This window comes from Enterobacter sp. UPMP2061 (genome assembly GCF_053709615.1).
This window is the reverse complement of record NZ_JBSKJP010000002.1, coordinates 208,493-230,385: the sequence shown is the minus strand read 5'-3', so window position 1 is coordinate 230,385 and position 21,893 is coordinate 208,493. Positions and strand designations below refer to the sequence as shown.

Here is a 21,893-nt window from a genome sequence, read left to right as displayed (position 1 = left end):
TTATGTTGTGTGTTGTGTTGCAGGCTGTTCTTGCAGGTCTTATGCCACATTGTCGTCGGGTTAAAACTACGACGTTAAATATGTTAATAAAACGTTGCGATACTGCCTTAATGGTGAAAGATAGCAGGTCTGCCGAACGAACCGGAAAGAGAAAAAGGGAAAAAGCGGATTAAATGTCGAGGATATGATCGCGGTTGCAGTTTTGCCCTGAAACAGGGCAAATTGTCTTTTCATGCACCTTGTTTGTGCACAGCTTCACGCCCCCTGCCAGCGGGTAAAGAGATCTTCCGGCAGGTCGATATCGAACTGATCCAGTACGCGGTTAACGGTCTGGTTGATGACATCGTCCAGCGTTTGCGGACGATGATAGAACGCGGGGACCGGCGGCATAATCACGGCCCCCAGTTCGGCTGCCTGCGTCATTAAACGCAGATGTCCCAGGTGCAGCGGCGTTTCCCGCACGCAGAGCACCAGAGGACGACGCTCTTTCAGCACCACATCCGCTGCACGCGTCACCAGCGTGTCGGTATAGCTGTTTACAATGCCGGAAAGGGTTTTAATCGAACAGGGCAAAATAACCATGCCGGCCGTTTTAAACGAGCCCGAAGAGATGCTGGCGGCGATATCGCGGGCATCGTGGACAACGTCAGCCAGGGCCTGAACGTCGCGCAGAGAGAGATCGGTTTCAAGAGAGAGGGTCTGACGCGCCGCCTGGCTCATCACCAGATGGGTTTCTACGCCTGCAACGTCACGCAGCACCTGTAACAGCCGGACGCCATAAATCGCGCCGCTGGCACCGCTGATCCCTACAATGAGTCGTTTCATGATTTTCGCCCTTGCTGATTTCAGGGCAGACTGTGCAGGATTTTACGGGGAGTTGCAAGTGAGGGCGAGCGCCCTCACCTGCATACGCATCAACCTTCGTTGTGCATCTCTAAGCTTTCGAGATCGTTTTGCAGCTGGACGGCTTTCGCATCGTCGTTACGCAGCGAATCCAGATAGTCGAGATACTGCTGGTCAACGTCTTTCGTTACGTAGATCCCATTGAATACCGAGCATTCGAACTGCTGAATATCCGGGTTCTCGGCGCGCACCGCGTCGATCAGATCGTTCAGATCCTGGAAAATCAGGCCGTCGGCACCGATGATCTGCCGAATTTCGTCTACTTCACGACCGTGAGCAATCAGCTCGTTAGCGGTTGGCATATCAATGCCATACACGTTCGGGAAGCGAATTTCCGGCGCTGCGGAGGCGAGATACACTTTCTTCGCCCCGGCCTCACGCGCCATCTCGATGATCTGCTCAGACGTCGTGCCGCGCACAATGGAGTCGTCCACCAGCAGCACGTTCTTGTCGCGGAACTCGGCACGGTTAGCGTTCAGCTTACGACGTACGGACTTACGACGCAGCTGCTGGCCCGGCATGATAAAGGTGCGGCCCACGTAGCGGTTTTTTACGAAGCCCTGACGGTACGGCTTGTCCAGAATACGGGCAATTTCCAGCGCGATATCACAGGAGGTTTCAGGGATTGGGATCACGACATCAATGTCGAGATCGTCCCACTCGCGGGCAATCTTCTCGCCCAGCTTCGTCCCCATGTTGACGCGCGCGCTGTAAACGGAAATCTTGTCGATGAACGAGTCCGGACGCGCGAAGTAAACGTATTCGAACAGGCACGGGTTGCTCACCGGGTTGTCGGCGCACTGACGGGTAAACAGCTGGCCCTTCTCAGTGATGTAGACCGCTTCGCCTGGCGCGACATCACGCAGGAATTCGAAGCCCAGAGTGTCCAGCGCCACGCTTTCGGAGGCAACCATGTACTCGGAACGGCCATCGCCGAGGTCACGTTTGCCGAGCACCAGCGGGCGAATGCCGTTTGGATCGCGGAAGGCCACCATGCCGTGACCGATGATCATCGCCACGCAAGCGTACGCGCCACGGATCAGGCGGTTAGTCGCGGCAACGGCGGCAAAAATGTTGTCTGCTTCCAGCGGATAATGGCGGAAGTTATCCAGTTCGCTGGCAAAGATATTGAGCAGGATTTCAGAATCAGAGGTGGTGTTAATGTGGCGACGTTTCTCTTCGAACAGCTTTTTACGCAGCTCGTGGGCATTGGTCAGATTGCCATTGTGGGCAAGCGTGATGCCATACGGGGAGTTAACGTAAAAAGGCTGAGCCTCAGAGGCGCTGGAACTGCCAGCAGTAGGATAACGAACGTGACCGATCCCCATATTACCTTGCAGACGCTGCATATGGCGGGCTTCAAACACATCGTTTACCAGGCCATTCGCCTTGCGTAAACGGAAGCAGTTGTTTGCATCAATGGTGATGATACCCGCAGCATCCTGCCCACGGTGCTGAAGCACCGTTAACGCGTCATAAATCGACTGGTTTACCGGCATGAAACCGGCGATACCGACAATACCGCACATTCGTCTTTTCCTCGTTAAGCCACATCTCAGGGTTTATGCCCTGGGCAAGAAACTCGACGAGCTTTGCAGATAGTCAAAGAACCATCTGATGATGAAGCTGAACTCCGGAATGAGCTGCGATTTTTGCCAGTCTTCACTTTTGGAGAACCCGGTAAAGGTATCCAGGAAGAACAGGATCGCGGCCACAATGAGCACGCCTCGCAACGCGCCGAAACAGATGCCGAGTACCCTGTCCGTTCCTGACAGACCGGTTTTCTCGACCAGCTGACCTATCACGTAATTGACGATAGCGCCGACAATCAGCGTCGCGATAAACAGCACCGCGATGGCGATTCCGTTTCGGACCAGTTCATCTTCAAAGCCCGTGAACCAGACAGACAGGTAAGTGTAGTAATGACTGGCAACAAAGAAAGCACAACCCCAGGTTACCAGCGATAACGCTTCACGAACAAAGCCACGGATCAGGCTAACCAGACAGGAAAAACCAATCACCGCAATGATGGCGTAATCAATCCAGACCATATGTGTCCCACGATTAAACGCCCTGTCATCCAGTTCGGGGCGAATTCTAACAGAAAAAGAAAACGTTTGCGTAGGGATTTCCTTCCCACGCGTAAATAAAAAAGGCGCTGAAAAAATGCTCAACGCCCCCGCACCTTTGACGTTTCTGTGAACGTCTGCCTCCCCCTCATCCCGGCCCTCTCCCTCAAGGGAGAGGGAGCAAACCGTCCCCTCGCTCTTTTGGGGAGAGGGTTAGGGTGAGGGGATAATTTCTATCAGTTGGCGCTGTAGTTCATCACCACACCGCTCAGGCCGGAGATTTGCTTCAGCTCGCCAAGCGAACCTTTGAGCTTATCTTTAGACGCATCCGGCCCCACGAGGATACGGGTAATTTTACCCTGTACCGGCGTGGTGGGTGAAGTATAAACACGGTATCCCGCGCCGCGCAGTTTACTCACGATCTCATTGACCTTATCTGCATTTTTCAACGCACCGAGCTGAACGACATAGGCTTTACCCGTAGGGGCGGCCTCCTGCTGGGTCTGTTTGGCCGGTGGCGGCGTTTCCGTTGCCGCAGCCAGCTGCTCGTCGGCTTTGTCACGCTGCGGTTTAGGCTGCGTTTTCTCTACCGGCTTCGGTTTTTCAACCGGTTTGGGTTGCTCTACCGGTACAGGATCGATTTCAACGTTGTTATTCGCGGCCAGACGCGACGGATCAAGAGACGGCGCGGCTGCATCACCTGCGCGCACCTCTTCCGCTGCACCTTCTGGCGGCTGGGCAGGCAGCGCCTGCGTTGCCGCTGGCAGCATATCGGGCTCGTCGCGATCGCCCGGTTTGGGTACCAGCGGAATGGCCGCAAATTCATCCTGGTAATGCTTTTTTTGCCCGTCGAGCAGTCCCGGGAGAATAATCACCCCGAGCGCGACCAGCACAATGGTTCCTGTTAAACGGTTCTGAAACTTACTCGCCACCGGTTCTCCCCGCGTCCATCACTTCCATGACATGTGCCACCGTGTGGAATGACCCACACACCAGCACGGTATCTTCTGGTTTAGCCTCCGCCATCGCGGCACGCCAGGCCGAAACCACACTGCTGTAGATTTCGCCTTTGCCGAGATGTTCCATCAACTGCTCAGCAGTCGCGCCGCGCGGCCCTTCCAGAGGAGCACAATACCAGCTATCGACCACACTCTCCATGCAGGCCAGCGTGCCGCCGATATCTTTATCATGAAGCATACCGATAACCGCCAGCACGCGCCCGGTTTTTGGTAACGATTTGAGACGTCCTGCGAGGTACGCCGCCGCATGCGGGTTATGTGCAACATCCAGAATCAGACGCGGTGACTCACTCACAATCTGGAAACGTCCCGGTAACAGTGCGTTCTGAATGCCGTCGCGGATTGCCTGCTCGCTTACCGCTAATCCGCTGGCGCGCAGGGCTGCCAGCGCAGTCGCCGCGTTAGGCTGTGGCACCTGAGGCAGCGGCAGATTCTCCAGCACGCCCTGCGCATCGCTGAAGCGCCAGCCTTTGTCCTGCACCTCATACTGCCAGTCCACGCCGCGACGCAGCAGACGAGCGCCCTTCTCTTTCGCTACCTCAGCAATGGTGTGCGGCATGTCCGGTTCGCCTACCACGGCAGGCTTATTGGCCCGGAAAATACCGGCCTTCTCACGGCCAATGCTCTCGCGGTCCGGGCCCAGCCAGTCGGTGTGATCCAGCGCGATGCTGGTGACGACGGCGACATCCGCATCCACCATATTGGTGGCATCCAGACGCCCGCCCAACCCCACTTCCAGGATCACCACGTCCAGCTGCGCCTGCTTAAACAGCCACAGCGCCGACAGGGTGCCGTATTCGAAATAGGTTAATGAGGTTTCGCCGCGCGCAGCTTCGATAGCGGCAAACGACGCCGTATGGGCGGATTCCGCCAGCTCGGTGTTTTGCACGCGCACGCGCTCGGTATAGCGCACCAGATGCGGCGAGCTGTAAACGCCAACCTTGTACCCCGCCGCCATCAGGACAGATTCCAGCGTGCGGCAGGTGGTGCCTTTACCGTTAGTGCCGGCCACGGTAAATACGAAAGGCGCGGGTTTCAACACGTCAAGACGCGCGGCAACCTGGCTTACGCGCTCAAGGCCCATGTCGATAGTTTTACTGTGCAGGTTTTCCAGATAAGAAAGCCACGCGGCCAGGGGCGACGTGGCTTGAGGAATGCTTTTATTTTCCATGATGCCCGGTTGTCATTAACGGTTTAGAAAGCAAAAGGGCAGCGCCATTCGGCCCTGCCCTTTTCAGTTATCAGGCCTCGGGTTCCTGATCCGGTACCACCACGCCTTCGCGCGGCTCGTCCGGGTTCGGCGCCGGCAGATTCATCAGCTTCGCCAGGACGCTTGCCAGTTTCAGGCGCATTTCCGGACGGCGGACGATCATGTCGATGGCGCCCTTCTCAATGAGGAACTCACTGCGCTGGAAGCCCGGCGGCAGTTTCTCACGTACGGTCTGCTCGATAACGCGAGGACCCGCAAAGCCGATCAGCGCTTTTGGCTCAGCGATGTTCAGGTCGCCCAGCATCGCGAAGCTTGCAGAAACGCCGCCCATGGTTGGATCGGTCAGTACCGAGATGTACGGCAGACCGCGCTCCTGCATTTTCGCCAGCGCCGCAGAGGTTTTCGCCATCTGCATCAGGGACATCAGCGCTTCCTGCATACGTGCGCCACCGGAGGCGGAGAAGCAGATCAGCGGGCAGTTGTCTTCCAGCGCCTGCTCAACGGCACGCACGAAGCGCGCGCCAACCACAGAGCCCATTGAGCCGCCCATAAAGGAGAACTCAAACGCGGCGGCAACCACCGGCATCTCGTGCAGGGTGCCTTTCATAACGATCAGCGCGTCTTTCTCGCCGGTCTCTTTCTGCGCAGAGGCCAGACGATCTTTGTATTTTTTGGAGTCGCGGAACTTAAGCACATCTTTTGGCTCCAGTTCGCTGCCCAGTTCTACCAGAGAACCTTCGTCCAGCAGGCTATGCAGGCGGTTGCGCGCCGACATACGCATATGGTGGTCACACTTCGGACACACCTCAAGATTGCGTTCCAGCTCTGCGCGATACAGAACCTGGCCGCAGCTATCACACTTCGTCCATACCCCTTCAGGAATGCTCGCTTTACGCGTTGGGGTAATGTTGCTTTTAATTCGTTCAATCCAGCTCATTGATAACCTTTCTGCCTGAACCTGGTCGTATGCCAGTTTTGCTGTAAGAGGCGAATAATGCCATTTTTGCCTCCAACAGACCATGAATGTTGCACATTAAAACATAACAGCCCGAAACTTTGGATAAAAAAGTGGTCGAACCGCCAGCGTGCATTTACTTCGCTTGCTTTGCCGCCGCGCGTTTGTGACGGATAATTTCGATGACGCCAGGCAGTACGGAAAGCACAATAATCGCTACAATCAGTAACTTAAGGTTTTCCTGAACCACCGGCAGATCGCCAAACAGGTAGCCTGCATAGGTGAACAGCAGCACCCACAGCAGCGCGCCCACCACGTTGTACATGGCAAAATGACGATAGGACATGTGACCCATTCCCGCCACAAACGGTGCAAATGTACGCACAATAGGCACAAAACGGGCAAGGATAATGGTCTTACCGCCATGGCGCTCATAGAACGCATGGGTCTTATCTAAATAACTGCGGCGGAAAATCTTCGAGTCCGGATTACTGAACAACCGCTCGCCAAACACCCGCCCGATGGTGTAGTTGACCGCATCACCAACAATCGCGGCGATGATCATCAGGACCACCATCAGATGGACATTCAGGTCATTCGTTGGCAGTGCGGATAACGCGCCCGCCACGAACAGCAGTGAATCTCCCGGCAGGAACGGCGTAACCACAAGGCCGGTTTCACAGAACAGAATGAGGAACAGAATGGCGTACACCCAGACGCCGTACTGCGCGACCAGCTCCGCCAGGTGAACATCAATATGCAGGATGAAATCAATCAGAAAACGTATTACGTCCATATTGTCTAAGCCCTAATTGCACCTTTGTTTAGTCCGCTAAAAACAGCGGGCCCATTGGCGGTTTTGGCAGGTCGAACCGGTCCGGATAATCCACCGAAACCAGATACAGCCCTTCCGCTTTCGCCGTTGCTGCCGCAAGCGTTCTGTCCTTCGCTGCCAGCAGTTCTGCAATCCAGCTCTCCGGCTGGTGTCCGGCGCCCACTTCCATCAGGCTGCCTACAATATTCCGCACCATATGATGTACAAAGGCATTGGCTTTGATATCCACCACCACATACGCGCCATAACGACTGACGTTAATGTGCATGACGTTACGCCACGGCGTACGGGACTGACACTGCACCGCACGAAACGACGTAAAATCATTCTCTCCAATCAGACACTGCGCCGCACGCTGCATACATTCTGCATCCAGCGGTTCATAAAAATGCGTCACGCCCTGGCTTAACACCGCCGGGCGCAGGCGCTGGTTATAGATGACATAACGGTAGCGCCGCGCCGTCGCGCTGAAACGCGCGTGAAAATCATCCGGCACAGCTTTCACCCAACGCACGGCAATGTCACCAGGCAAATTCGCATTTACACCCAGCGTCCAGGCCGCGGCTTTGCGCACGGCGGTGGTGTCAAAATGCACCACCTGCCCCGTGCCGTGAACGCCGGCATCGGTGCGGCCCGCACAGAAGACGCTTATCGGTTCGTTCGCCACCTGAGAGAGCGCTTTCTCCAGCTTCTCCTGGACGCTGCGCACCTCATTCTGCCGCTGCCAGCCATAGTATTTACTGCCATCGTATTCAATGCCGAGGGCAATTCTGTGGACCGGCTTTTGTTCCACATCTGACATCAGTACAGATACTCCTGCACCAGTTTTTCCGCGATTTTGACCGCCATCAGCGCGCCGCCAAAACGCACGTTGTCGGCAACGGACCAGAACTGCACCTGCTCCGGCATACCGTAATCGTTACGCACGCAGCCCACAGAGAGATGCGCGCTGCCGGTGGCGTCGCCCACCTGCGTCGGGAATTCGCTCTCTTCGGACAGGACAATATCCTCACCGCGGCCAAACGCGTCGCGGGCTTCTTCAGCCGCCAGCGGACGCAGGGCTTCAAACCCGACCATCTGCGCGTGGCCGTAAAAGACCGGAGACTGCACGACATTCGCGGAGATCATTAGCCCGTCATCCTGCAAAATTTTGCGTGCTTCATCGACGATACGACGCTCTTCCCGCACCGAACCTTCACGATCCGGCAGCAGCGGCAGCATGTTGAACGCCAGCTGGCGGCCAAAGAAATCATCTTCGTCGATCGGGATACCGTTCAGCAGCTTCGCGCTCTGCCCTGCCAGTGCGTCTACGGCTTTTTTACCGTTAGCGGAGGCTGAAAGCAGGCTGGTCACGGAAATACGCGACAGGCCACCGTCGTCGATCAGCGGCTTCAGCGCGGTCAGCAGCTGGCTGGTGAGGCTGTTCGGTACTGCAATGATGTTGCGGTTGCGGTAGTCAGCCAGCACAAACGGGTTGACGTCCGGCACCACCAGCGGCACATCCGGCTCCAGGGAGAACAGGCCGCTCAGGTCGATCACCAGACAGCCTGAATTTGTCGCTTCTTCAATGTAAGACGCCGTGGCTTCCGCCCCTGCGGCAAAAAACGCCAGCTGAGCCTGCGTCCAGTCAAACGCGGCGGCATCCTGCACCATCACGGATTTGCCGCCGAAACGCAGATGTTCTCCTGCGCTGTCGGTACGCGCCAGTGCGTAAATCTCACCCACCGGGAACTGACGCTCAGCAAGGGTTTCAAGCAGGGCTTCGCCCACGGCGCCAGTGGCACCCAAAATGGCAATGTTCCAGCCTTCAGACATGGTGGTTTACTCCAGAAATAAAAAGCGTCCCTGCCGGAGCATCCGACAGGGAGCATTAAGAAGACATTAACGTGCCGGGTGGTGAACGGCGTTAAATCCCAGTTTATGCAGCAGCCCCGCCGCTGACGCGTCATCGCACATGACATACAGGGAAGACCACTCGCGGCGCTCAAGGTAATTTTTGCGCAGCTTGTCAAACTCACCCGGAATACCCGCCACTTTACGCAGCAGCGCGTCATCGCGGCGCACATCATACACCAAATGCACCAGTCTTTTCAGCGTTGCCTCATCCAGCGGGCCATGAAGGGTAATGCGGCCGAATTCCGGGGCGGGCAGCAGCGTATCCAGCGCCACCTGCTGCGGATGGCCGATAAAGGCGCTGTAAGCCTCAAACACCTGGGTTGTGCCACGCGCTTTGCCTTCAAGGGTATAACCCGCAATATGCGCGGTACCCACGTCCACCTTATTCAGCAAGGCGACGTTGAGATCCGGCTCTGGTTCCCAGACGTCCAGCACGACGCTAAGCTCTTGTCCTTCGTCGAGACATGCCAGCAGCGCCGCGTTATCCACCACCGGTCCCCGGCAGGCATTTATCAGAATAGTGCCAGCCTTCAGACGGCGGATCAGCTTTTCGTCGGCCAGGTGCAGAGTCTTGTACGGCCCCTCTTTAAAGAGCGGCGTATGGAAGGTGATGACGTCGCACTCGTCGACCAGCTCATCCAGCGTGCGGAAGTCGTCTTCATCGCCGTTATCCTTACGCGGCGGATCGCACAGCAGGGTGCGGATACCCCAGGCTTCCAGACGCTTTTGCAGACGTCCGCCCACGTTGCCCACCCCCACAATCCCGACGGTGCGGTCTTTCAGCACAAAACCATCGCGCTCGGCCAGCATCAATAGCGAGGAGAAAACATATTCCACGACGGCAATGGCGTTACAGCCTGGCGCCGCGGAAAAACCAATCCCCGCCTGCTTAAGCCACTGGTCATCCACATGATCGGTCCCGGCCGTTGCCGTCCCGACAAATTTAACCCCTTTGCCGGTGAGCAGTGCCTCATTTACTTTGGTCACCGAGCGCACCATCAGGGCGTCTGCATCGTCCAGTTCGCTGACCGGAATCGGGCGACCAGGGACAGCCTTAACCTCACCCAGGCGGCTGAACAGCTCACGGGCGTAAGGCATATTTTCATCAACGAGGATTTTCACGTCTGAGTACCTGTTTGAGAGGAAGTAAACCTGCCAAGTGTGCCATAATCTCGCCGCCGGGCATATATCTCCGCCCGGTTACGCAGAGTTTGACTTTAAGGATTTTTGACGATGCAGCCCATTTCAGGTACGCCTCCGCGCCCTCCGGGTGAAGGCCCCGTAACGCCCAACACGCCAGGCGAACAACCGCTTTCCACGCAGCAACGCACCGTACTGGAGCGTCTGATCACGCGTCTTATTGCGTTAACCTCACAGCAAAACGCAGAGGTATGGGCCGGCGTTAAGCACGATTTGGGCGTCAGAAACGATGCGCCGCTACAGTCGCGCCATTTCCCTGCCGCCGAACAAAACCTGAACCAGCGTCTTACCAGCGCACAGCAGCAACATACCACCCGCCAGATTATCTCGCAGCTGACCGAGCTGTTGGGCCAGGGGAATAATCGCCAGGCGGTGAGTGATTTTATCCGTCAACAGTACGGTCATACCGCCCTGAGCCAGCTTTCGCAAGAACAGCTGAAAACCGTGTTGACCCTGCTGCAAAGCAATCAGCTTTCTATCCCGCAGCCGCAACAGCGCCCGTCTACAGAGCGGCCATTGCAGCCTGCGGAGCATAATACGCTCAAGCAGATGGTCACTAAGCTGGCTGCCGCTACCGGCGAACCCACAAAGCTTATCTGGCAATCCATGCTGGAACTTTCCGGTGTGAAAGCGGGCGAGATGATCCCGGCAAAACAGTTTACCCATCTGGTCACCTGGCTCCAGGCGCGTCAGACGCTCAGCACCCAGAGCGCCCCGACCCTGCACAGCGTACAGGCGGCGCTGAAACAACCGCTGGAACCGCACGAGTTCGATATGATTCGGGATTACGCTCAGCAGAGCTGGCAGGCTACGCCGCAAACGGTGCTGACCACCGCGCAGGTGCAGGATGTGCTCAATCAGATCTTCATTCGCCGCGCCGAGCGGGAAGGCGGCGTGCCGGAGGTAAGAAACATTCAGCCGATCTACAACCCGCTGTTTGCCCCCGTAGTTGATACGTTCAAAACGCTTTCTGCCCGTCCGGGATTGATGTTTATCGCGTTGGTGATTGCGCTGGCGATTTTCTGGCTGGTTGCTTAAAACTGCCGGGTGGCGGCTTCGCCTTACCCGGCCTACGGTTCGCGCGGTTGTAGGCCCGGTAAGCGAAGCGCCACCGGGCAAAAAACTACGACTTGCGAAACGCCACCAGCGTCACCACAATTCCCACCACCGCTGACACCGCACCGGCCAGGAAGACGGAAGGATAGCCAAACGACGTTGCAAGCAGCCCCGCCAGCGGCCCGGTGACCCCGTATGAGATATCCTGAAACGCCGCATAGCCGCCCAGCGCCGTGCCGCGCACCTGCGGAGCCACGCGCTTCACCACTTCAACGCCCAGCGCCGGGAAGATCAGCGAGCAGCCGCAGCCGGTTAACGCCGCACCCAGCAGCGCAACGGATGCAGAGGGCGCCTGCCAGAGCAGTACCAGACCCACGGTCTCAATGACAAGTGACGCCACGGCCACCTTCACGCCGCCAAAGCGATCCGGCATCCAGCCAAACAGCACGCGCATCAATACAAACGCGCCGCCAAAGGCCGTCAGCGTAAAGCCCGCCATCGCCCAGCCGCGGCTCATGAAATAGAGGGAGACAAAGGTACCAATAACCGCGAAGCCCACCCCCTGAAGCGCCAGCCCAAGCCCCGGCTGCCAGATTTGCCCCACCACGCTCCACAGCGAAGGACGCTCGCCTTTATGGGCGGGCACCTTACGCACCGAACCGTTAAACGCCCACGCCAGCAGCGGCAATACCATGGTGGTGCCTGCCAGCAGCGGCAATACCATGGTGGTGCCTGCCAGCGCCGCAAAACCAAACTGGCTGTGGATCAGCAGCCCCAGCGGTGCGCCTGCCGCCAGCGCGCCGTAAATCGCCATCCCGTTCCAGGACATCACTTTTCCGGAACGCGCAGGCCCCACCAGCCCCATTCCCCAGGTAAGGGTGCCGGTCAGCAGCTGGCTTTCGCCAAAGCCGAGGATCAGACGCCCTGCCACCAGCAGCGCGAATTTATACGCTGCATCTATCGGCAACAGCGCCGCCAGCAGCCAGGCTCCCCCCGCCAGCCCGCAGGCAAACATGCCCTGCAACGCCGAGCGTTTTGCGCCGTGCTGATCCGCCAGGCGACCGGCGTAGCCCCGGGTTAATACCGTCGCTAAAAACTGAATGCCCACCGCAATGCCGACCATGGTGTTGCCATAGCCCAGCTCCTGGTGAACGAACAAGGGGATCACCGGCAGCGGCAGGCCAACGGTCATATAGGTCAGAAACACCGCAAAGGCGATGCGGAAAAGGGGAAGATTCCCGGAAGGAGCGCTCTTCCCAGGGGTAACAGCCTTCATGCATAACTCCGTGTTCAGGCATAAAAAAAGGGAGCCGCGCGGCTCCCTTCTACTATACCTTCAAACGCTTACGCTTTCAGCTTACGCATCACCAGCGTGGCGTTGGTGCCGCCGAAACCGAAGCTGTTGGACATAACGGTCGTCAGCTCACGTTCGGTGGTTTCGGTCACGATGTTCAGGCCAGCCGCCTGCTCGTCCATCTCTTCGATGTTGATGCTTGGCGCGATAAAGCCGTTTTCCAGCATCAGCAGAGAGTAGATCGCTTCCTGCACGCCCGCCGCACCCAGAGAGTGACCGGTCATGGCTTTGGTTGCAGAGATAGCCGGGCTGTTGTCGCCGAACACTTCACGGATCGCACCCAGCTCTTTCACGTCGCCTACCGGCGTTGAGGTGCCGTGGGAGTTCAGGTAGTCGATTGGAGTATCAACACCGTGCATCGCCATCTTCATGCAGCGCACCGCGCCTTCACCAGATGGAGCAACCATGTCAGCGCCGTCAGACGTTGCGCCGTAGCCCACGATCTCAGCATAGATGTGCGCGCCACGCGCCAGCGCGTGTTCCAGCTCTTCAACCACAACCATACCGCCGCCGCCAGCGATAACAAAACCGTCGCGGTGTGCGTCATAAGTACGGGACGCTTTGTCTGGCGTTTCGTTGTATTTGGTGGACAGTGCGCCCATTGCGTCAAACTCACAGGCCATTTCCCAGCCCAGCTCTTCGCCGCCGCCAGCAAATACGATGTCCTGTTTGCCCAGCTGGATCTGCTCAACCGCATTACCGATACAGTGTGCGGAGGTCGCACATGCGGAGCTGATGGAGTAGTTCACACCGTGGATTTTGAACGGCGTTGCCAGGCACGCGGAAACCGCTGACCCCATGGCTTTGGTCACAACGTATGGACCGACCGCTTTCAGGCCGCGCGGGCTGCGCATGGCGTCAGCACCGAACACCTGAGCTTTAGAGGAACCGCCGGAGCCTGCAATCAGGCCCACGCGTGGGTTGTTCTGGTAAGCGTCTTCGCTCAGACCAGAATCCTTGATCGCTTCCTGCATGGAAAGATAGGCGTAGATAGAGGCATCGTTCATGAAACGAACCACTTTACGGTCAATTAAACCGGTGGTGTCCAGTTTAACGTTACCCCATACGTGGCTACGCATTCCAGAATCTTTAAACTCTTCAGAGAAAGTGATCCCGGAGCGTCCTTCACGCAGAGATGCCAGGACTTCCTGCTGGTTATTACCGATGCTGGAAACGATGCCCAGGCCAGTAATCACTGCACGTTTCATTCAATACCTCTGTAAGTCGCACTATAAAAAGTTTCGAGTCGCACAATAGCGTACACTTGTACGCCGAACAAGTCCGATCAGCCATTTTCTGTGGAAATTTGCACCGATGGGCTCACATCGCTAAGATCGTGCCACTGCCTGTCGGACGAGTAACTTACGTGAAACAAAACGCCATACAACCTGCCAACCTCGAATTCAACGCTGAGGGTACACCTGTTTCCCGAGATTTTGATGACGTCTACTTTTCTAATGATAACGGACTGGAAGAGACGCGCTATGTCTTCCTCGAAGGAAATCATCTCAGCACCCGCTTCCCTGAGCATCCGCGCAGCCTGTTTGTCGTAGCGGAGAGCGGTTTCGGCACCGGGCTGAATTTTCTGACCCTCTGGCAGGCGTTCGACCAGTTTCGCGCTGCACACCCCGAGGCTACCTTACAAAGATTACATTTCATCAGTTTCGAAAAATTTCCGCTTACCGCGCACGATCTGCGGCTTGCCCATCAGCGCTGGCCGGAGCTTACCCACTGGGCGGAACAGCTTCAGGCCCAGTGGCCTCCGGCTATCGGTGGCTGTCATCGTCTGATTCTGGACGACGGACGCGTCACCCTCGACCTGTGGCTGGGCGACATTAACGACCTGACCGATAAGCTCGATGACTCAATGAATCAGAAGGTGGACGCCTGGTTCCTGGATGGTTTTGCGCCCGCCAAAAACCCGGACATGTGGAGCCCGCACCTGTTCAGCGCCATGGCACGTCTGGCGCGCCCGGGCGCGACGCTTGCTACCTTCACCTCGGCGGGATTTGTTCGCCGTGGGTTGCAGGAGGCGGGGTTTACCATGCGGAAAACCAAAGGCTTTGGCCGCAAACGCGACATGCTGGTCGGGGTGATGGAACAGGATCTGGCGATCCCGGCGCAGGCCCCCTGGTTTGCCCGTCGCGCCAGCACCTCGCGTGAGGTCGCCATTGTGGGCGGGGGTATCGCCAGCGCCCTGCTCTCGCTGGCGCTGCTGCACCGTGGCTGGCAGGTGACGCTCTACTGCGCTGACGAGGCGCCGGCGACGGGCGCATCAGGCAACCGTCAGGGCGCGCTTTATCCCTTATTAAGTTCACACGATCCGGCACTGTTCCAGTTCTTCCCGGCGGCGTTTACGTTTGCTCGCCGCCTTTACGATAGCCTGCCGGTTGCGTTCGACCACAACTGGTGCGGCGTGACGCAGCTCGGCTGGGACGAGAAGAGCCAGCAGAAAATCACACAAATGCTGTCGCTGGGTCTGCCGGAGGCCATCGCCCATGCCGTCACGGCGCAGCAGGTTGCAGAGACCGCTGGCGTCGACACCGGCTGCGGGGGTATTCAGTATCCACTCGGCGGCTGGCTGTGTCCGGCTGAACTGACTTCTGCGGCGATAGCCCTCGGGCAGTCGCGTGGGTTGACAGTGCATTATGCCCATAAGGTTCAATCGCTAAGCCGCACTGCGCACTGGAATTTGCGTTTCGCTAACGGCAAAGAGGCGCAGCATGCCAGCGTTGTGCTGGCCAACGGGCATCATATCAGCCAGTTTACCCAGACAGCGTCATTGCCGGTTTATCCGGTCGGCGGCCAGGTAAGCCATATTCCTGCCGCCCCCCAACTGAGCAAACTGCGTCAGGTGCTGTGTTACGACGGCTACCTGACGCCGCAAAACCCGTCCAACGGCCATCACTGCATCGGTGCCAGCTACCATCGCGGTGAAACAGATATGCAGTACAGCGAAGCGGATCAGCAGCAAAACCGCCAGCGCCTGCTCGACTGTTTCCCGGATGCGTCGTGGGCAAAAGAGGTGAATGTCGGTGAGGGTCAGGCGCGCTGCGGCGTACGCTGCGCGACCCGCGATCACCTGCCGATGGCGGGAAACGTGCCGGACTATGACGCCACGCTTGAAGTCTATCAGGATCTTGCTGACAACAAAGAAACGGCGGTAAGTGCTCCCGTTCACCCCGAGCTGTTTATGCTGGGTGGCTTAGGCTCGCGGGGATTATGCTCCGCGCCGCTGCTGGCTGAAGCGTTAGCCGCGCAAATGAGCGACGAGCCGGTTCCGCTGGACAGGGTTACGCTCGCGGGGCTGAATCCAAACCGACTGTGGGTGCGGAAATTGCTGAAGGGGAAAATGGTCAAGTAGGGTGCGGTCTGGTGCCCTCACCCCGGCCCTCTCCCTGTGGGAGAGGGCGGTGATACACTTACTTCGCTTTCGCCTGCTGGAACAAATTGTCCCACATGCCCAGCACTAAAGACTGGTCGCGCGGAGAGAGTTCCCCGGCCAGAATGGCTTTTTCCAGGCTGCGAGTGACTTCCGCGTGAACGGCGTCGGCAGAGTGATCGTCCCCGGCTTCCAGCGCGGCTACCGCCAGCGTCAGGTGACCACGCAGATAACCGCTGGCGAACAGCTCATCATCACTGGCGTGTTCCACCATGTCATCAATTAACGCCAGAATGCGTGATTCAAATTCTGCGATCATCTTCTTTCCTCTGTTAAAGATCTTCCGGCCAAGGGAAGCATTCCGCCGTGATCTCCGGCGTGTGGTAATAATTCTGTAAAGCCTCGATCAAGCGTGCCGGACGTGCCGGGATGCCTTTCTCAAGATATTCCATCACCTGCGCATGAACGCGGCGCTGGAAGACGATACGGTCTGGCTCGAAGTCGCCTTCGAGATTGTCACAGCTTACGTTGAACGGGAAACCCGCCGCTACGCAGAACAGCCATTCGAGCGCCTGAGGTTTCACCTCCACATCTTCGAACTGCCCCTGGGTGGCGGCGTCGCGCCCGTCCGGGCAGTACCAGTAACCAAAGTCCACCAGCTCGCGACGCGCTTTCCCGGCGATACACCAGTGCGAAATTTCGTGCAAACCGCTGGCGTAAAAGCCGTGGGCAAAGATGATGCGGTTATACGGAACCTCGTCATCAGCTGGAAGATAGATCGGTTCGTCGTCGCCTTTAATCAGACGGGTATTAAAATCATCAGCGAAACAGCTATCGAAGATCTCAATCAGCTGTTCGTAGTTATGCGTACTGTTCATTAGTTCATCCCCAACCAGGTGAGGATCTCCTGTCCATGGCTGTCATAAAGAAGTTTGGCGCTCATCACCGCCGAGACGACAACAATCATCGGGCGGATCAGCTTTTGTCCTTTGCTTAATACCAGACGCGAGCCTGCGCGCGCGCCCAAAAACTGCCCTGCCATCATCACAAACCCGGTTGCCCAGATAACCTTGCCGCCAATGATAAACAGCAGCAGACCGCCAACGTTGGAGGTCGCGTTGAGGACTTTGGCGTGGGCGGTGGATTTGGCGAGGTTGAATCCGGCCAGCGTCACGAATGCCAGCGCATAAAACGAACCTGCCCCCGGGCCAAAGAAGCCATCGTAAAAACCGACGCAGCCACCGGCAATCAGCGCAAACGGCAGGCCGTGAAGACGACGCTGTCGATCTTCTTCCCCGAGCTTTGGCATCAGCAGGAAATAGAGGCCGATACAAATAACCAGCAGCGGCAGGATCTGGCGCAGAATGTCGGACTGTACGTGCTGGACCAGCAGCGCACCCGCCGTTGAGCCAATAAACGTCATCAGGATATTGAGCTTCTGATCGGCGAGATTCACCACTTTGCGCCGGATGAAATAGAGCGACGAGGAGAGCGAACCGCCGCATGCCTGGAGTTTGTTGGTGGCAAGCGCCTGGGCAGGGCTCATGCCTGCCGCCAGCAGCGCCGGAACGGTGAGCAACCCGCCGCCGCCCGCCAGGGCATCGATAAATCCGGCTAACATCGCAACAAAAAAGAGCACCGCCAGCAGCAGCGGTGACACCATGAACAGATCGACGAAATTATCCATTAAAGTACATGCTCATCCAGTAGCGCCTGGCAGGAAGGCGGCAACGGAGGCGGTGTCTTCTTCTCAGGCTTAGAGGTTCCAGGCTTGGCCGGTTCAAACCAGCTTTGCAGTTCGTAACCACAACCATCGCCAGGCGGTGGCAGCGGCTGATCTTCACATTCCAGGCTGTTCGCCGGACAGCGCAGGCGAACATGCATATGCGCCCGGTGCTGGAACCACGGGCGCACTTTACGCAACCAGTCGCGATCCGTTCCCGCATCCAGGCAAAGCTGCTGCTTGATGGCCGGATTAACAAAGATCCGCGTGACGTCGTTATCCTCTGCCGCCAGCTTAATCATGCTGGAAATTTCCGGCGACCATCGCGAGGCGACGACCCGTTTACCGTCGGCCGAGACCAGATCCAGCGCCTGCGGTTTCAGCAGCTGCGCTGAACTCCAGCGCGTTTTCGGCAATTGCAGGAAGATATCCACATCCAGTCCGGTCTGGTGGCTGGCGTGACCGCCGTTGAAGCGACCACCGGCAGGCATCCCCATATCGCCAATCAGCACCGTCCCCAGCCCCAGGTTATGCACCTGGTTGCCAAGACGCTGAATAAACAGCAGCAGGTCAGGATGGCCGAAATAACGGCGCTGGTCGGTGCGCATCACCTGATAGGTATCCGATTGCAGCGGAAGTTCCTGCGCGCCGACGATACACCCGTTGGAGAAAGCGCCAATGGACTGCGCGCTCCCCGCTACCGGGTGGGTGATTTTCTGCCACGGCGTAGCGGCCAGGCTTGCTCCACTGGCCAGCAGCGCCAGCAGAGCGATTGCGGTTTTTTTCATAGTTACCAGCGTGGAATGGTGGTCGTCACATCCGCATTCTGCGCGCGCTGGCGCAGGAAGTGATCCATCAGCACGATCGCCAGCATCGCTTCTGCGATCGGCACCGCGCGGATCCCCACGCACGGATCGTGACGCCCTTTGGTGATCATCTCAACTTCATCGCCAGCGCGGTTAATCGTGTGGCCCGGGACGGTAATGCTGGATGTTGGTTTCAGCGCGATATTGGCAATAATTTGCTGCCCGCTGCTGATGCCGCCCAGAATGCCGCCCGCATGGTTGCTCTGGAAACCCGCCTTCGTGATTTCGTCGCGGTTCTGGCTGCCGCGAAGCTTGACCACGTCAAAACCGTCGCCGATTTCGACGCCTTTCACCGCGTTGATGCTCATCAGCGCGTGGGCGATGTCGGCGTCAAGGCGGTCAAATACCGGCTCGCCCCAGCCAGCCGGCACGCCGTCGGCCACCACGGTGACTTTCGCACCAATGGAGTCGCCCTCTTTTTTCAGGCCACGCATCAGCTCATCCAGCGCGTCCAGCTTGTCGGCATCGGCGCAGAAGAACGGGTTGAGCTCTACCTGATCCCAGTCTTTGATTGCCAGCGGAATGTCGCCCATCTGGGACAGACAGCCGCGGATAACGATGCCGAATTTCTGCTGGAGATATTTTTTGGCAATTGCCCCTGCCGCCACGCGCATCGCGGTTTCACGCGCGGAAGAACGTCCGCCGCCGCGATAGTCGCGAAAGCCATATTTTTGTTCGTAGGTATAGTCGGCGTGACCAGGACGGAAAACGTCCTTAATCGCGCCGTAGTCCTGAGAACGCTGATCGGTGTTTTCAATCAGCAGACCAATGCTGGTCCCTGTGGTACGGCCTTCAAATACGCCGGAGAGAATTTTGACCTGGTCCGGCTCGCGACGCTGCGTGGTGTAGCGAGAGGTACCCGGACGACGACGGTCAAGGTCATGCTGTAAATCGGCTTCGGTCAGTTCGATGCCTGGCGGGACGCCATCAACGATACAACCCAGTGCCAGACCGTGCGACTCGCCAAAGGTGGTCACACGGAATACCTGTCCAATACTGTTTCCTGCCATCACGGCTCCGATGTTGTTGTTTGTGTTTGAGCGTTGTGAAACGGGCCGAAGCCCGCTGGATTAATCTTTGTAAATGCTGAAGTATTCGCGTGCATCAAGCAGTTGCGCCTTGGTCAGCATAAAGACGCCGTCACCGCCGTTGTCGAACTCAAGCCAGGTGAACGGCACATCCGGGTACTGCTCTATCAGATGTACCATGCTGTTGCCTACTTCACAAATCAGAACGCCGTCGTCGGTCAGATAATCCGGCGCGCAGGCCAGGATGCGGCGGGTCAGCTTCAGCCCGTCAGAGCCTGACGCCAGGCCCAGCTCCGGCTCGTGACGGTACTCGTTCGGCAGGTCGGACATATCTTCTGCATCCACGTACGGCGGATTGGTGACGATCAGGTCGTATTGCAGCGTCGGCAGGTCGCGGAACAGGTCAGAGCGGATAGGCGTGACGTGATGAATCAGCCCGTGCTCTTCAATGTTGTGTTCGGTGACGGCCAGCGCGTCGGTGGAGATATCGACGGCGTCCACTTCCGCTTCCGGGAAGGCGTACGCGCAGGCAATGGCGATGCAGCCGCTGCCGGTGCACATATCAAGAATGTGCTGCGGCTGATGGTTAATCAGGCCGTCAAAATGGTTGTTGATCAGCTCGCCAATCGGCGAACGCGGCACCAGCACGCGCTCATCAACGTAGAATTCGTGGCCGCAGAACCAGGCTTTGTTGGTCAGGTAAGCCACCGGAATGCGCTCGTTTACGCGACGGATCACGCGCTCAACGATGCGGTGTTTTTCACTGGAGGTCAGGCGCGCGGTGCGCATGTCTTCCGGAATATCCAGCGGCAGGTAGAGAGACGGCAGCACCAGCTGCACGGCCTCATCCCACGGGTTGTCGGTACCGTGTCCATACCAGATATTGGCGGCGCTGAAGCGGCTAACCGACCAGCGCAACATGTCCTGTATGGTATGCAGCTCGTTTACTGCTTCATCGACAAAAATTTTATCCACTCTTTCCTCCAGGGCATGCTCGCATAATTTTCGGCGGCTAGTTTGCCATGAAGACGGCGATAAATCAGCAATGACGCGTACCGCTTGAGGTTAAAAAATGCGTTTAGTCGGGTACACTATCGGAAATACGAGATGAGAATGACGAATGAAAAAGAAAACATCGCTCAGCGAGGAGGATCAGGCTCTCTTCCGCCAGCTGATGACCGGGACGCGTCAAATCACGCACGACACCATTGTCCATCGCCCGCAGCGTAAAAAAGTCAGCGAGGTACCGGTCAAACGGTTGCTCCAGGAGCAGGCCGATAACAGCCACTATTTTTCAGATGAGTTTCAGCCGCTGCTAAATACGCAGGGTGCGGTGAAATACGTGCGCGAAGACGTCAGCCATTTTGAACTGAAAAAATTACGCCGGGGAGATTACTCGCCGGAGCTGTTCCTCGATCTGCATGGGTTGACCCAGATGCAGGCGAAACAGGAGCTGGGGGCGTTGATCGCGGCATGTCGTCGCGAGCATGTTTTTTGCGCCTGCGTGATGCACGGCCACGGCAAACATATTCTTAAGCAACAGACACCGCTGTGGCTGGCTCAGCATCCACACGTGATGGCTTTTCATCAAGCGCCAAAAGAGTACGGCGGAGATGCCGCATTGCTGGTATTGATTGAGGTCGAGGAGTGGCAGCCGCCAGAATTGCCCTGACAGGATGGCGGGAGGCACGCTGCACCCCGCCATATCGCACGTCACGTCAGATGGCTTTTGCCATCTTCAGGTTGCACGGACTCATTTGCCAGTTAAAGACCCCTTTGCCGGTTTCGTCGAGGGTGACGTTGGCAATGGCGGACGTTGTGAACATCGGTGGCGTTTCGCCCGGGCACAGCTCAGATACCAGATAGCCGACCAGCGGCAGGTGGGAAATGACCAGTGCGGAAGCGACACCTTCATTGCACAGCGCCTGAAGGTAAGCACTGACAAGGCCAACATCGCCACACGGCGTGAGTTCAGGGAGAACATCCACACTGGATGGCAGGTTCATACACTCCCCTACCACATCCAGCGTCTGTTCTGCCCGCAGGAACGGACTCACCAGAACGCGTTCAATGTCCACTTTTTGACCTTTAAGCCATGTCGCCATCTGACGGGATTCGTCGCAGCCACAGACGGTTAAAGGACGTACTGAGTCACTGGCGGCATCGAGTGCCGCGTCGCCGTGACGCATGATAAAAACTTGCATATTGCACCGCTTTTGTTAACCAGAATCACCGGCGTTAACTACCCGCGATTAATGCTCCGAGGTAGAAAACCCGATGGCCGGGCATTGTGCCTGATCCATTCGGTGAATGAAACGCTGTTTTTTACCTCAATGGCGTAAGTATAGTCAATCTCTGTTTACAATTTCGCCAGAACAGGTTCCATCACCTCAGGAT

At 57.4% G+C, this 21,893-nt stretch carries 22 protein-coding genes; 3 read left to right on the top strand and 19 right to left on the bottom strand.

The window, feature by feature from the left end; genetic code table 11:
* Positions 1–255: 255 nt before the first annotated feature.
* The 10 genes from ACWKXX_RS06650 to pdxB form a co-directional block, all read right to left on the bottom strand.
* Positions 256–825 (bottom strand): UbiX family flavin prenyltransferase, encoded by a 570-nt coding sequence (locus ACWKXX_RS06650; RefSeq protein ID WP_015572254.1) that lies wholly within the window; start codon positions 823–825, stop codon positions 256–258.
* Positions 826–914: 89 nt separating this feature from the next.
* Entirely contained in the window at positions 915–2,432 is a 1,518-nt protein-coding gene (gene purF / locus ACWKXX_RS06645; RefSeq protein ID WP_006811407.1) for an amidophosphoribosyltransferase, read from the bottom strand.
* A 33-nt stretch (positions 2,433–2,465) separates the two neighbouring features.
* Entirely contained in the window at positions 2,466–2,954 is a 489-nt protein-coding gene (cvpA, locus tag ACWKXX_RS06640) for a colicin V production protein (RefSeq protein WP_000262116.1), read from the bottom strand.
* 254 nt (positions 2,955–3,208) lie between these two features.
* Positions 3,209–3,904 (bottom strand): cell division protein DedD, encoded by a 696-nt coding sequence (gene dedD / locus ACWKXX_RS06635; RefSeq protein WP_017383444.1) that lies wholly within the window; start codon positions 3,902–3,904, stop codon positions 3,209–3,211.
* Positions 3,894–5,162 carry a bifunctional tetrahydrofolate synthase/dihydrofolate synthase gene (gene folC, locus ACWKXX_RS06630; protein ID WP_023295092.1) on the bottom strand — a complete coding sequence of 423 codons (1,269 nt, stop codon included), beginning with the start codon at positions 5,160–5,162 and terminating at the stop codon, positions 3,894–3,896. The genes dedD and folC overlap by 11 nt, the downstream gene beginning before the upstream one ends.
* 70 nt (positions 5,163–5,232) lie before the next feature.
* Positions 5,233–6,138, bottom strand: a complete 906-nt coding sequence (gene accD / locus ACWKXX_RS06625) for an acetyl-CoA carboxylase, carboxyltransferase subunit beta (RefSeq protein ID WP_014884667.1) — start codon at positions 6,136–6,138, stop codon at positions 5,233–5,235.
* Between the two features lie 154 nt (positions 6,139–6,292).
* Positions 6,293–6,952 carry a DedA family protein gene (locus ACWKXX_RS06620; RefSeq protein WP_003861406.1) on the bottom strand — a complete coding sequence of 220 codons (660 nt, stop codon included), beginning with the start codon at positions 6,950–6,952 and terminating at the stop codon, positions 6,293–6,295.
* Between the two features lie 28 nt (positions 6,953–6,980).
* Positions 6,981–7,793 (bottom strand): tRNA pseudouridine(38-40) synthase TruA, encoded by an 813-nt coding sequence (gene truA, locus ACWKXX_RS06615; RefSeq protein ID WP_023295093.1) that lies wholly within the window; start codon positions 7,791–7,793, stop codon positions 6,981–6,983.
* Positions 7,793–8,806 (bottom strand): aspartate-semialdehyde dehydrogenase, encoded by a 1,014-nt coding sequence (locus ACWKXX_RS06610; RefSeq protein WP_015572252.1) that lies wholly within the window; start codon positions 8,804–8,806, stop codon positions 7,793–7,795. Before ACWKXX_RS06610 ends, truA begins: the two co-directional genes overlap by 1 nt.
* Before the next feature lie 66 nt (positions 8,807–8,872).
* A complete protein-coding gene (gene pdxB / locus ACWKXX_RS06605) occupies positions 8,873–10,009 on the bottom strand; it encodes a 4-phosphoerythronate dehydrogenase PdxB (RefSeq protein ID WP_261666091.1) in 1,137 nt (378 codons plus the stop codon).
* Positions 10,010–10,120: 111 nt separating this feature from the next.
* On the opposite strand from pdxB, the gene flk reads away from it, so the two are divergent.
* Positions 10,121–11,125 carry a flagella biosynthesis regulator Flk gene (gene flk / locus ACWKXX_RS06600; RefSeq protein ID WP_017383447.1) on the top strand — a complete coding sequence of 335 codons (1,005 nt, stop codon included), beginning with the start codon at positions 10,121–10,123 and terminating at the stop codon, positions 11,123–11,125.
* A gap of 85 nt (positions 11,126–11,210) precedes the next feature.
* Here the strand turns inward: flk and ACWKXX_RS06595 are convergent, their stop codons facing one another.
* The gene (locus tag ACWKXX_RS06595) at positions 11,211–12,419 is read right to left on the bottom strand and encodes an MFS transporter (protein ID WP_261666090.1); all 1,209 of its coding nucleotides are present in this window, start codon (positions 12,417–12,419) and stop codon (positions 11,211–11,213) included.
* Between the two features lie 68 nt (positions 12,420–12,487).
* Complete coding sequence (gene fabB / locus ACWKXX_RS06590; protein WP_017383449.1) at positions 12,488–13,705, bottom strand: beta-ketoacyl-ACP synthase I; 1,218 nt, start codon at positions 13,703–13,705, stop codon at positions 12,488–12,490.
* 158 nt (positions 13,706–13,863) lie between these two features.
* Between fabB and mnmC the strand changes: the two genes are divergently transcribed.
* Complete coding sequence (gene mnmC / locus ACWKXX_RS06585) at positions 13,864–15,861, top strand: bifunctional tRNA (5-methylaminomethyl-2-thiouridine)(34)-methyltransferase MnmD/FAD-dependent 5-carboxymethylaminomethyl-2-thiouridine(34) oxidoreductase MnmC (RefSeq protein WP_017383450.1); 1,998 nt, start codon at positions 13,864–13,866, stop codon at positions 15,859–15,861.
* 58 nt (positions 15,862–15,919) lie between these two features.
* Here mnmC and ACWKXX_RS06580 read toward each other — a convergent pair whose 3' ends face one another.
* From ACWKXX_RS06580 to prmB, 6 genes are read right to left on the bottom strand one after another with little or no spacing between them, the layout of a single operon-like run.
* Entirely contained in the window at positions 15,920–16,198 is a 279-nt protein-coding gene (locus ACWKXX_RS06580; protein WP_017383451.1) for a YfcL family protein, read from the bottom strand.
* 13 nt (positions 16,199–16,211) lie between these two features.
* Positions 16,212–16,757 (bottom strand): elongation factor P hydroxylase, encoded by a 546-nt coding sequence (locus ACWKXX_RS06575; RefSeq protein WP_003861390.1) that lies wholly within the window; start codon positions 16,755–16,757, stop codon positions 16,212–16,214.
* Entirely contained in the window at positions 16,757–17,566 is an 810-nt protein-coding gene (locus ACWKXX_RS06570; protein WP_003861386.1) for a sulfite exporter TauE/SafE family protein, read from the bottom strand. Before ACWKXX_RS06570 ends, ACWKXX_RS06575 begins: the two co-directional genes overlap by 1 nt.
* Positions 17,566–18,390: a penicillin-insensitive murein endopeptidase gene (gene mepA, locus ACWKXX_RS06565; RefSeq protein ID WP_045614681.1), complete on the bottom strand. Its 825-nt coding sequence runs from the start codon at positions 18,388–18,390 to the stop codon at positions 17,566–17,568. The genes ACWKXX_RS06570 and mepA overlap by 1 nt, the downstream gene beginning before the upstream one ends.
* Before the next feature lie 2 nt (positions 18,391–18,392).
* A complete protein-coding gene (aroC, locus tag ACWKXX_RS06560) occupies positions 18,393–19,478 on the bottom strand; it encodes a chorismate synthase (RefSeq protein WP_015572247.1) in 1,086 nt (361 codons plus the stop codon).
* 60 nt (positions 19,479–19,538) lie between these two features.
* Positions 19,539–20,471 carry a 50S ribosomal protein L3 N(5)-glutamine methyltransferase gene (gene prmB / locus ACWKXX_RS06555; protein ID WP_003861381.1) on the bottom strand — a complete coding sequence of 311 codons (933 nt, stop codon included), beginning with the start codon at positions 20,469–20,471 and terminating at the stop codon, positions 19,539–19,541.
* A 145-nt stretch (positions 20,472–20,616) separates the two neighbouring features.
* Here prmB and smrB point away from each other — a divergent pair, with 145 nt between their 5' ends.
* Positions 20,617–21,168, top strand: a complete 552-nt coding sequence (smrB, locus tag ACWKXX_RS06550) for an endonuclease SmrB (RefSeq protein WP_015572246.1) — start codon at positions 20,617–20,619, stop codon at positions 21,166–21,168.
* Between the two features lie 46 nt (positions 21,169–21,214).
* Here smrB and sixA read toward each other — a convergent pair whose 3' ends face one another.
* Complete coding sequence (gene sixA / locus ACWKXX_RS06545) at positions 21,215–21,700, bottom strand: phosphohistidine phosphatase SixA (RefSeq protein WP_003861375.1); 486 nt, start codon at positions 21,698–21,700, stop codon at positions 21,215–21,217.
* Between the last annotated feature and the right edge of the window lie 193 nt (positions 21,701–21,893).

Coding starts and splice junctions, on each gene's coding strand:
- ACWKXX_RS06610 (WP_015572252.1), bottom strand. CDS start 8,806: ATGTCTGAAGGCTGGAACATTGCCATTTTGGGTGCCACTGGCGCCGTG.
- ACWKXX_RS06580 (WP_017383451.1), bottom strand. CDS start 16,198: ATGATCGCAGAATTTGAATCACGCATTCTGGCGTTAATTGATGACATG.
- aroC (WP_015572247.1), bottom strand. CDS start 19,478: ATGGCAGGAAACAGTATTGGACAGGTATTCCGTGTGACCACCTTTGGC.
- cvpA (WP_000262116.1), bottom strand. CDS start 2,954: ATGGTCTGGATTGATTACGCCATCATTGCGGTGATTGGTTTTTCCTGT.
- flk (WP_017383447.1), top strand. CDS start 10,121: ATGCAGCCCATTTCAGGTACGCCTCCGCGCCCTCCGGGTGAAGGCCCC.
- ACWKXX_RS06595 (WP_261666090.1), bottom strand. CDS start 12,419: ATGAAGGCTGTTACCCCTGGGAAGAGCGCTCCTTCCGGGAATCTTCCC.
- fabB (WP_017383449.1), bottom strand. CDS start 13,705: ATGAAACGTGCAGTGATTACTGGCCTGGGCATCGTTTCCAGCATCGGT.
- mepA (WP_045614681.1), bottom strand. CDS start 18,390: ATGAAAAAAACCGCAATCGCTCTGCTGGCGCTGCTGGCCAGTGGAGCA.
- accD (WP_014884667.1), bottom strand. CDS start 6,138: ATGAGCTGGATTGAACGAATTAAAAGCAACATTACCCCAACGCGTAAA.
- ACWKXX_RS06650 (WP_015572254.1), bottom strand. CDS start 825: ATGAAACGACTCATTGTAGGGATCAGCGGTGCCAGCGGCGCGATTTAT.
- folC (WP_023295092.1), bottom strand. CDS start 5,162: ATGGAAAATAAAAGCATTCCTCAAGCCACGTCGCCCCTGGCCGCGTGG.
- sixA (WP_003861375.1), bottom strand. CDS start 21,700: ATGCAAGTTTTTATCATGCGTCACGGCGACGCGGCACTCGATGCCGCC.
- purF (WP_006811407.1), bottom strand. CDS start 2,432: ATGTGCGGTATTGTCGGTATCGCCGGTTTCATGCCGGTAAACCAGTCG.
- smrB (WP_015572246.1), top strand. CDS start 20,617: ATGAAAAAGAAAACATCGCTCAGCGAGGAGGATCAGGCTCTCTTCCGC.
- truA (WP_023295093.1), bottom strand. CDS start 7,793: ATGTCAGATGTGGAACAAAAGCCGGTCCACAGAATTGCCCTCGGCATT.
- ACWKXX_RS06570 (WP_003861386.1), bottom strand. CDS start 17,566: ATGGATAATTTCGTCGATCTGTTCATGGTGTCACCGCTGCTGCTGGCG.
- ACWKXX_RS06575 (WP_003861390.1), bottom strand. CDS start 16,757: ATGAACAGTACGCATAACTACGAACAGCTGATTGAGATCTTCGATAGC.
- ACWKXX_RS06620 (WP_003861406.1), bottom strand. CDS start 6,952: ATGGACGTAATACGTTTTCTGATTGATTTCATCCTGCATATTGATGTT.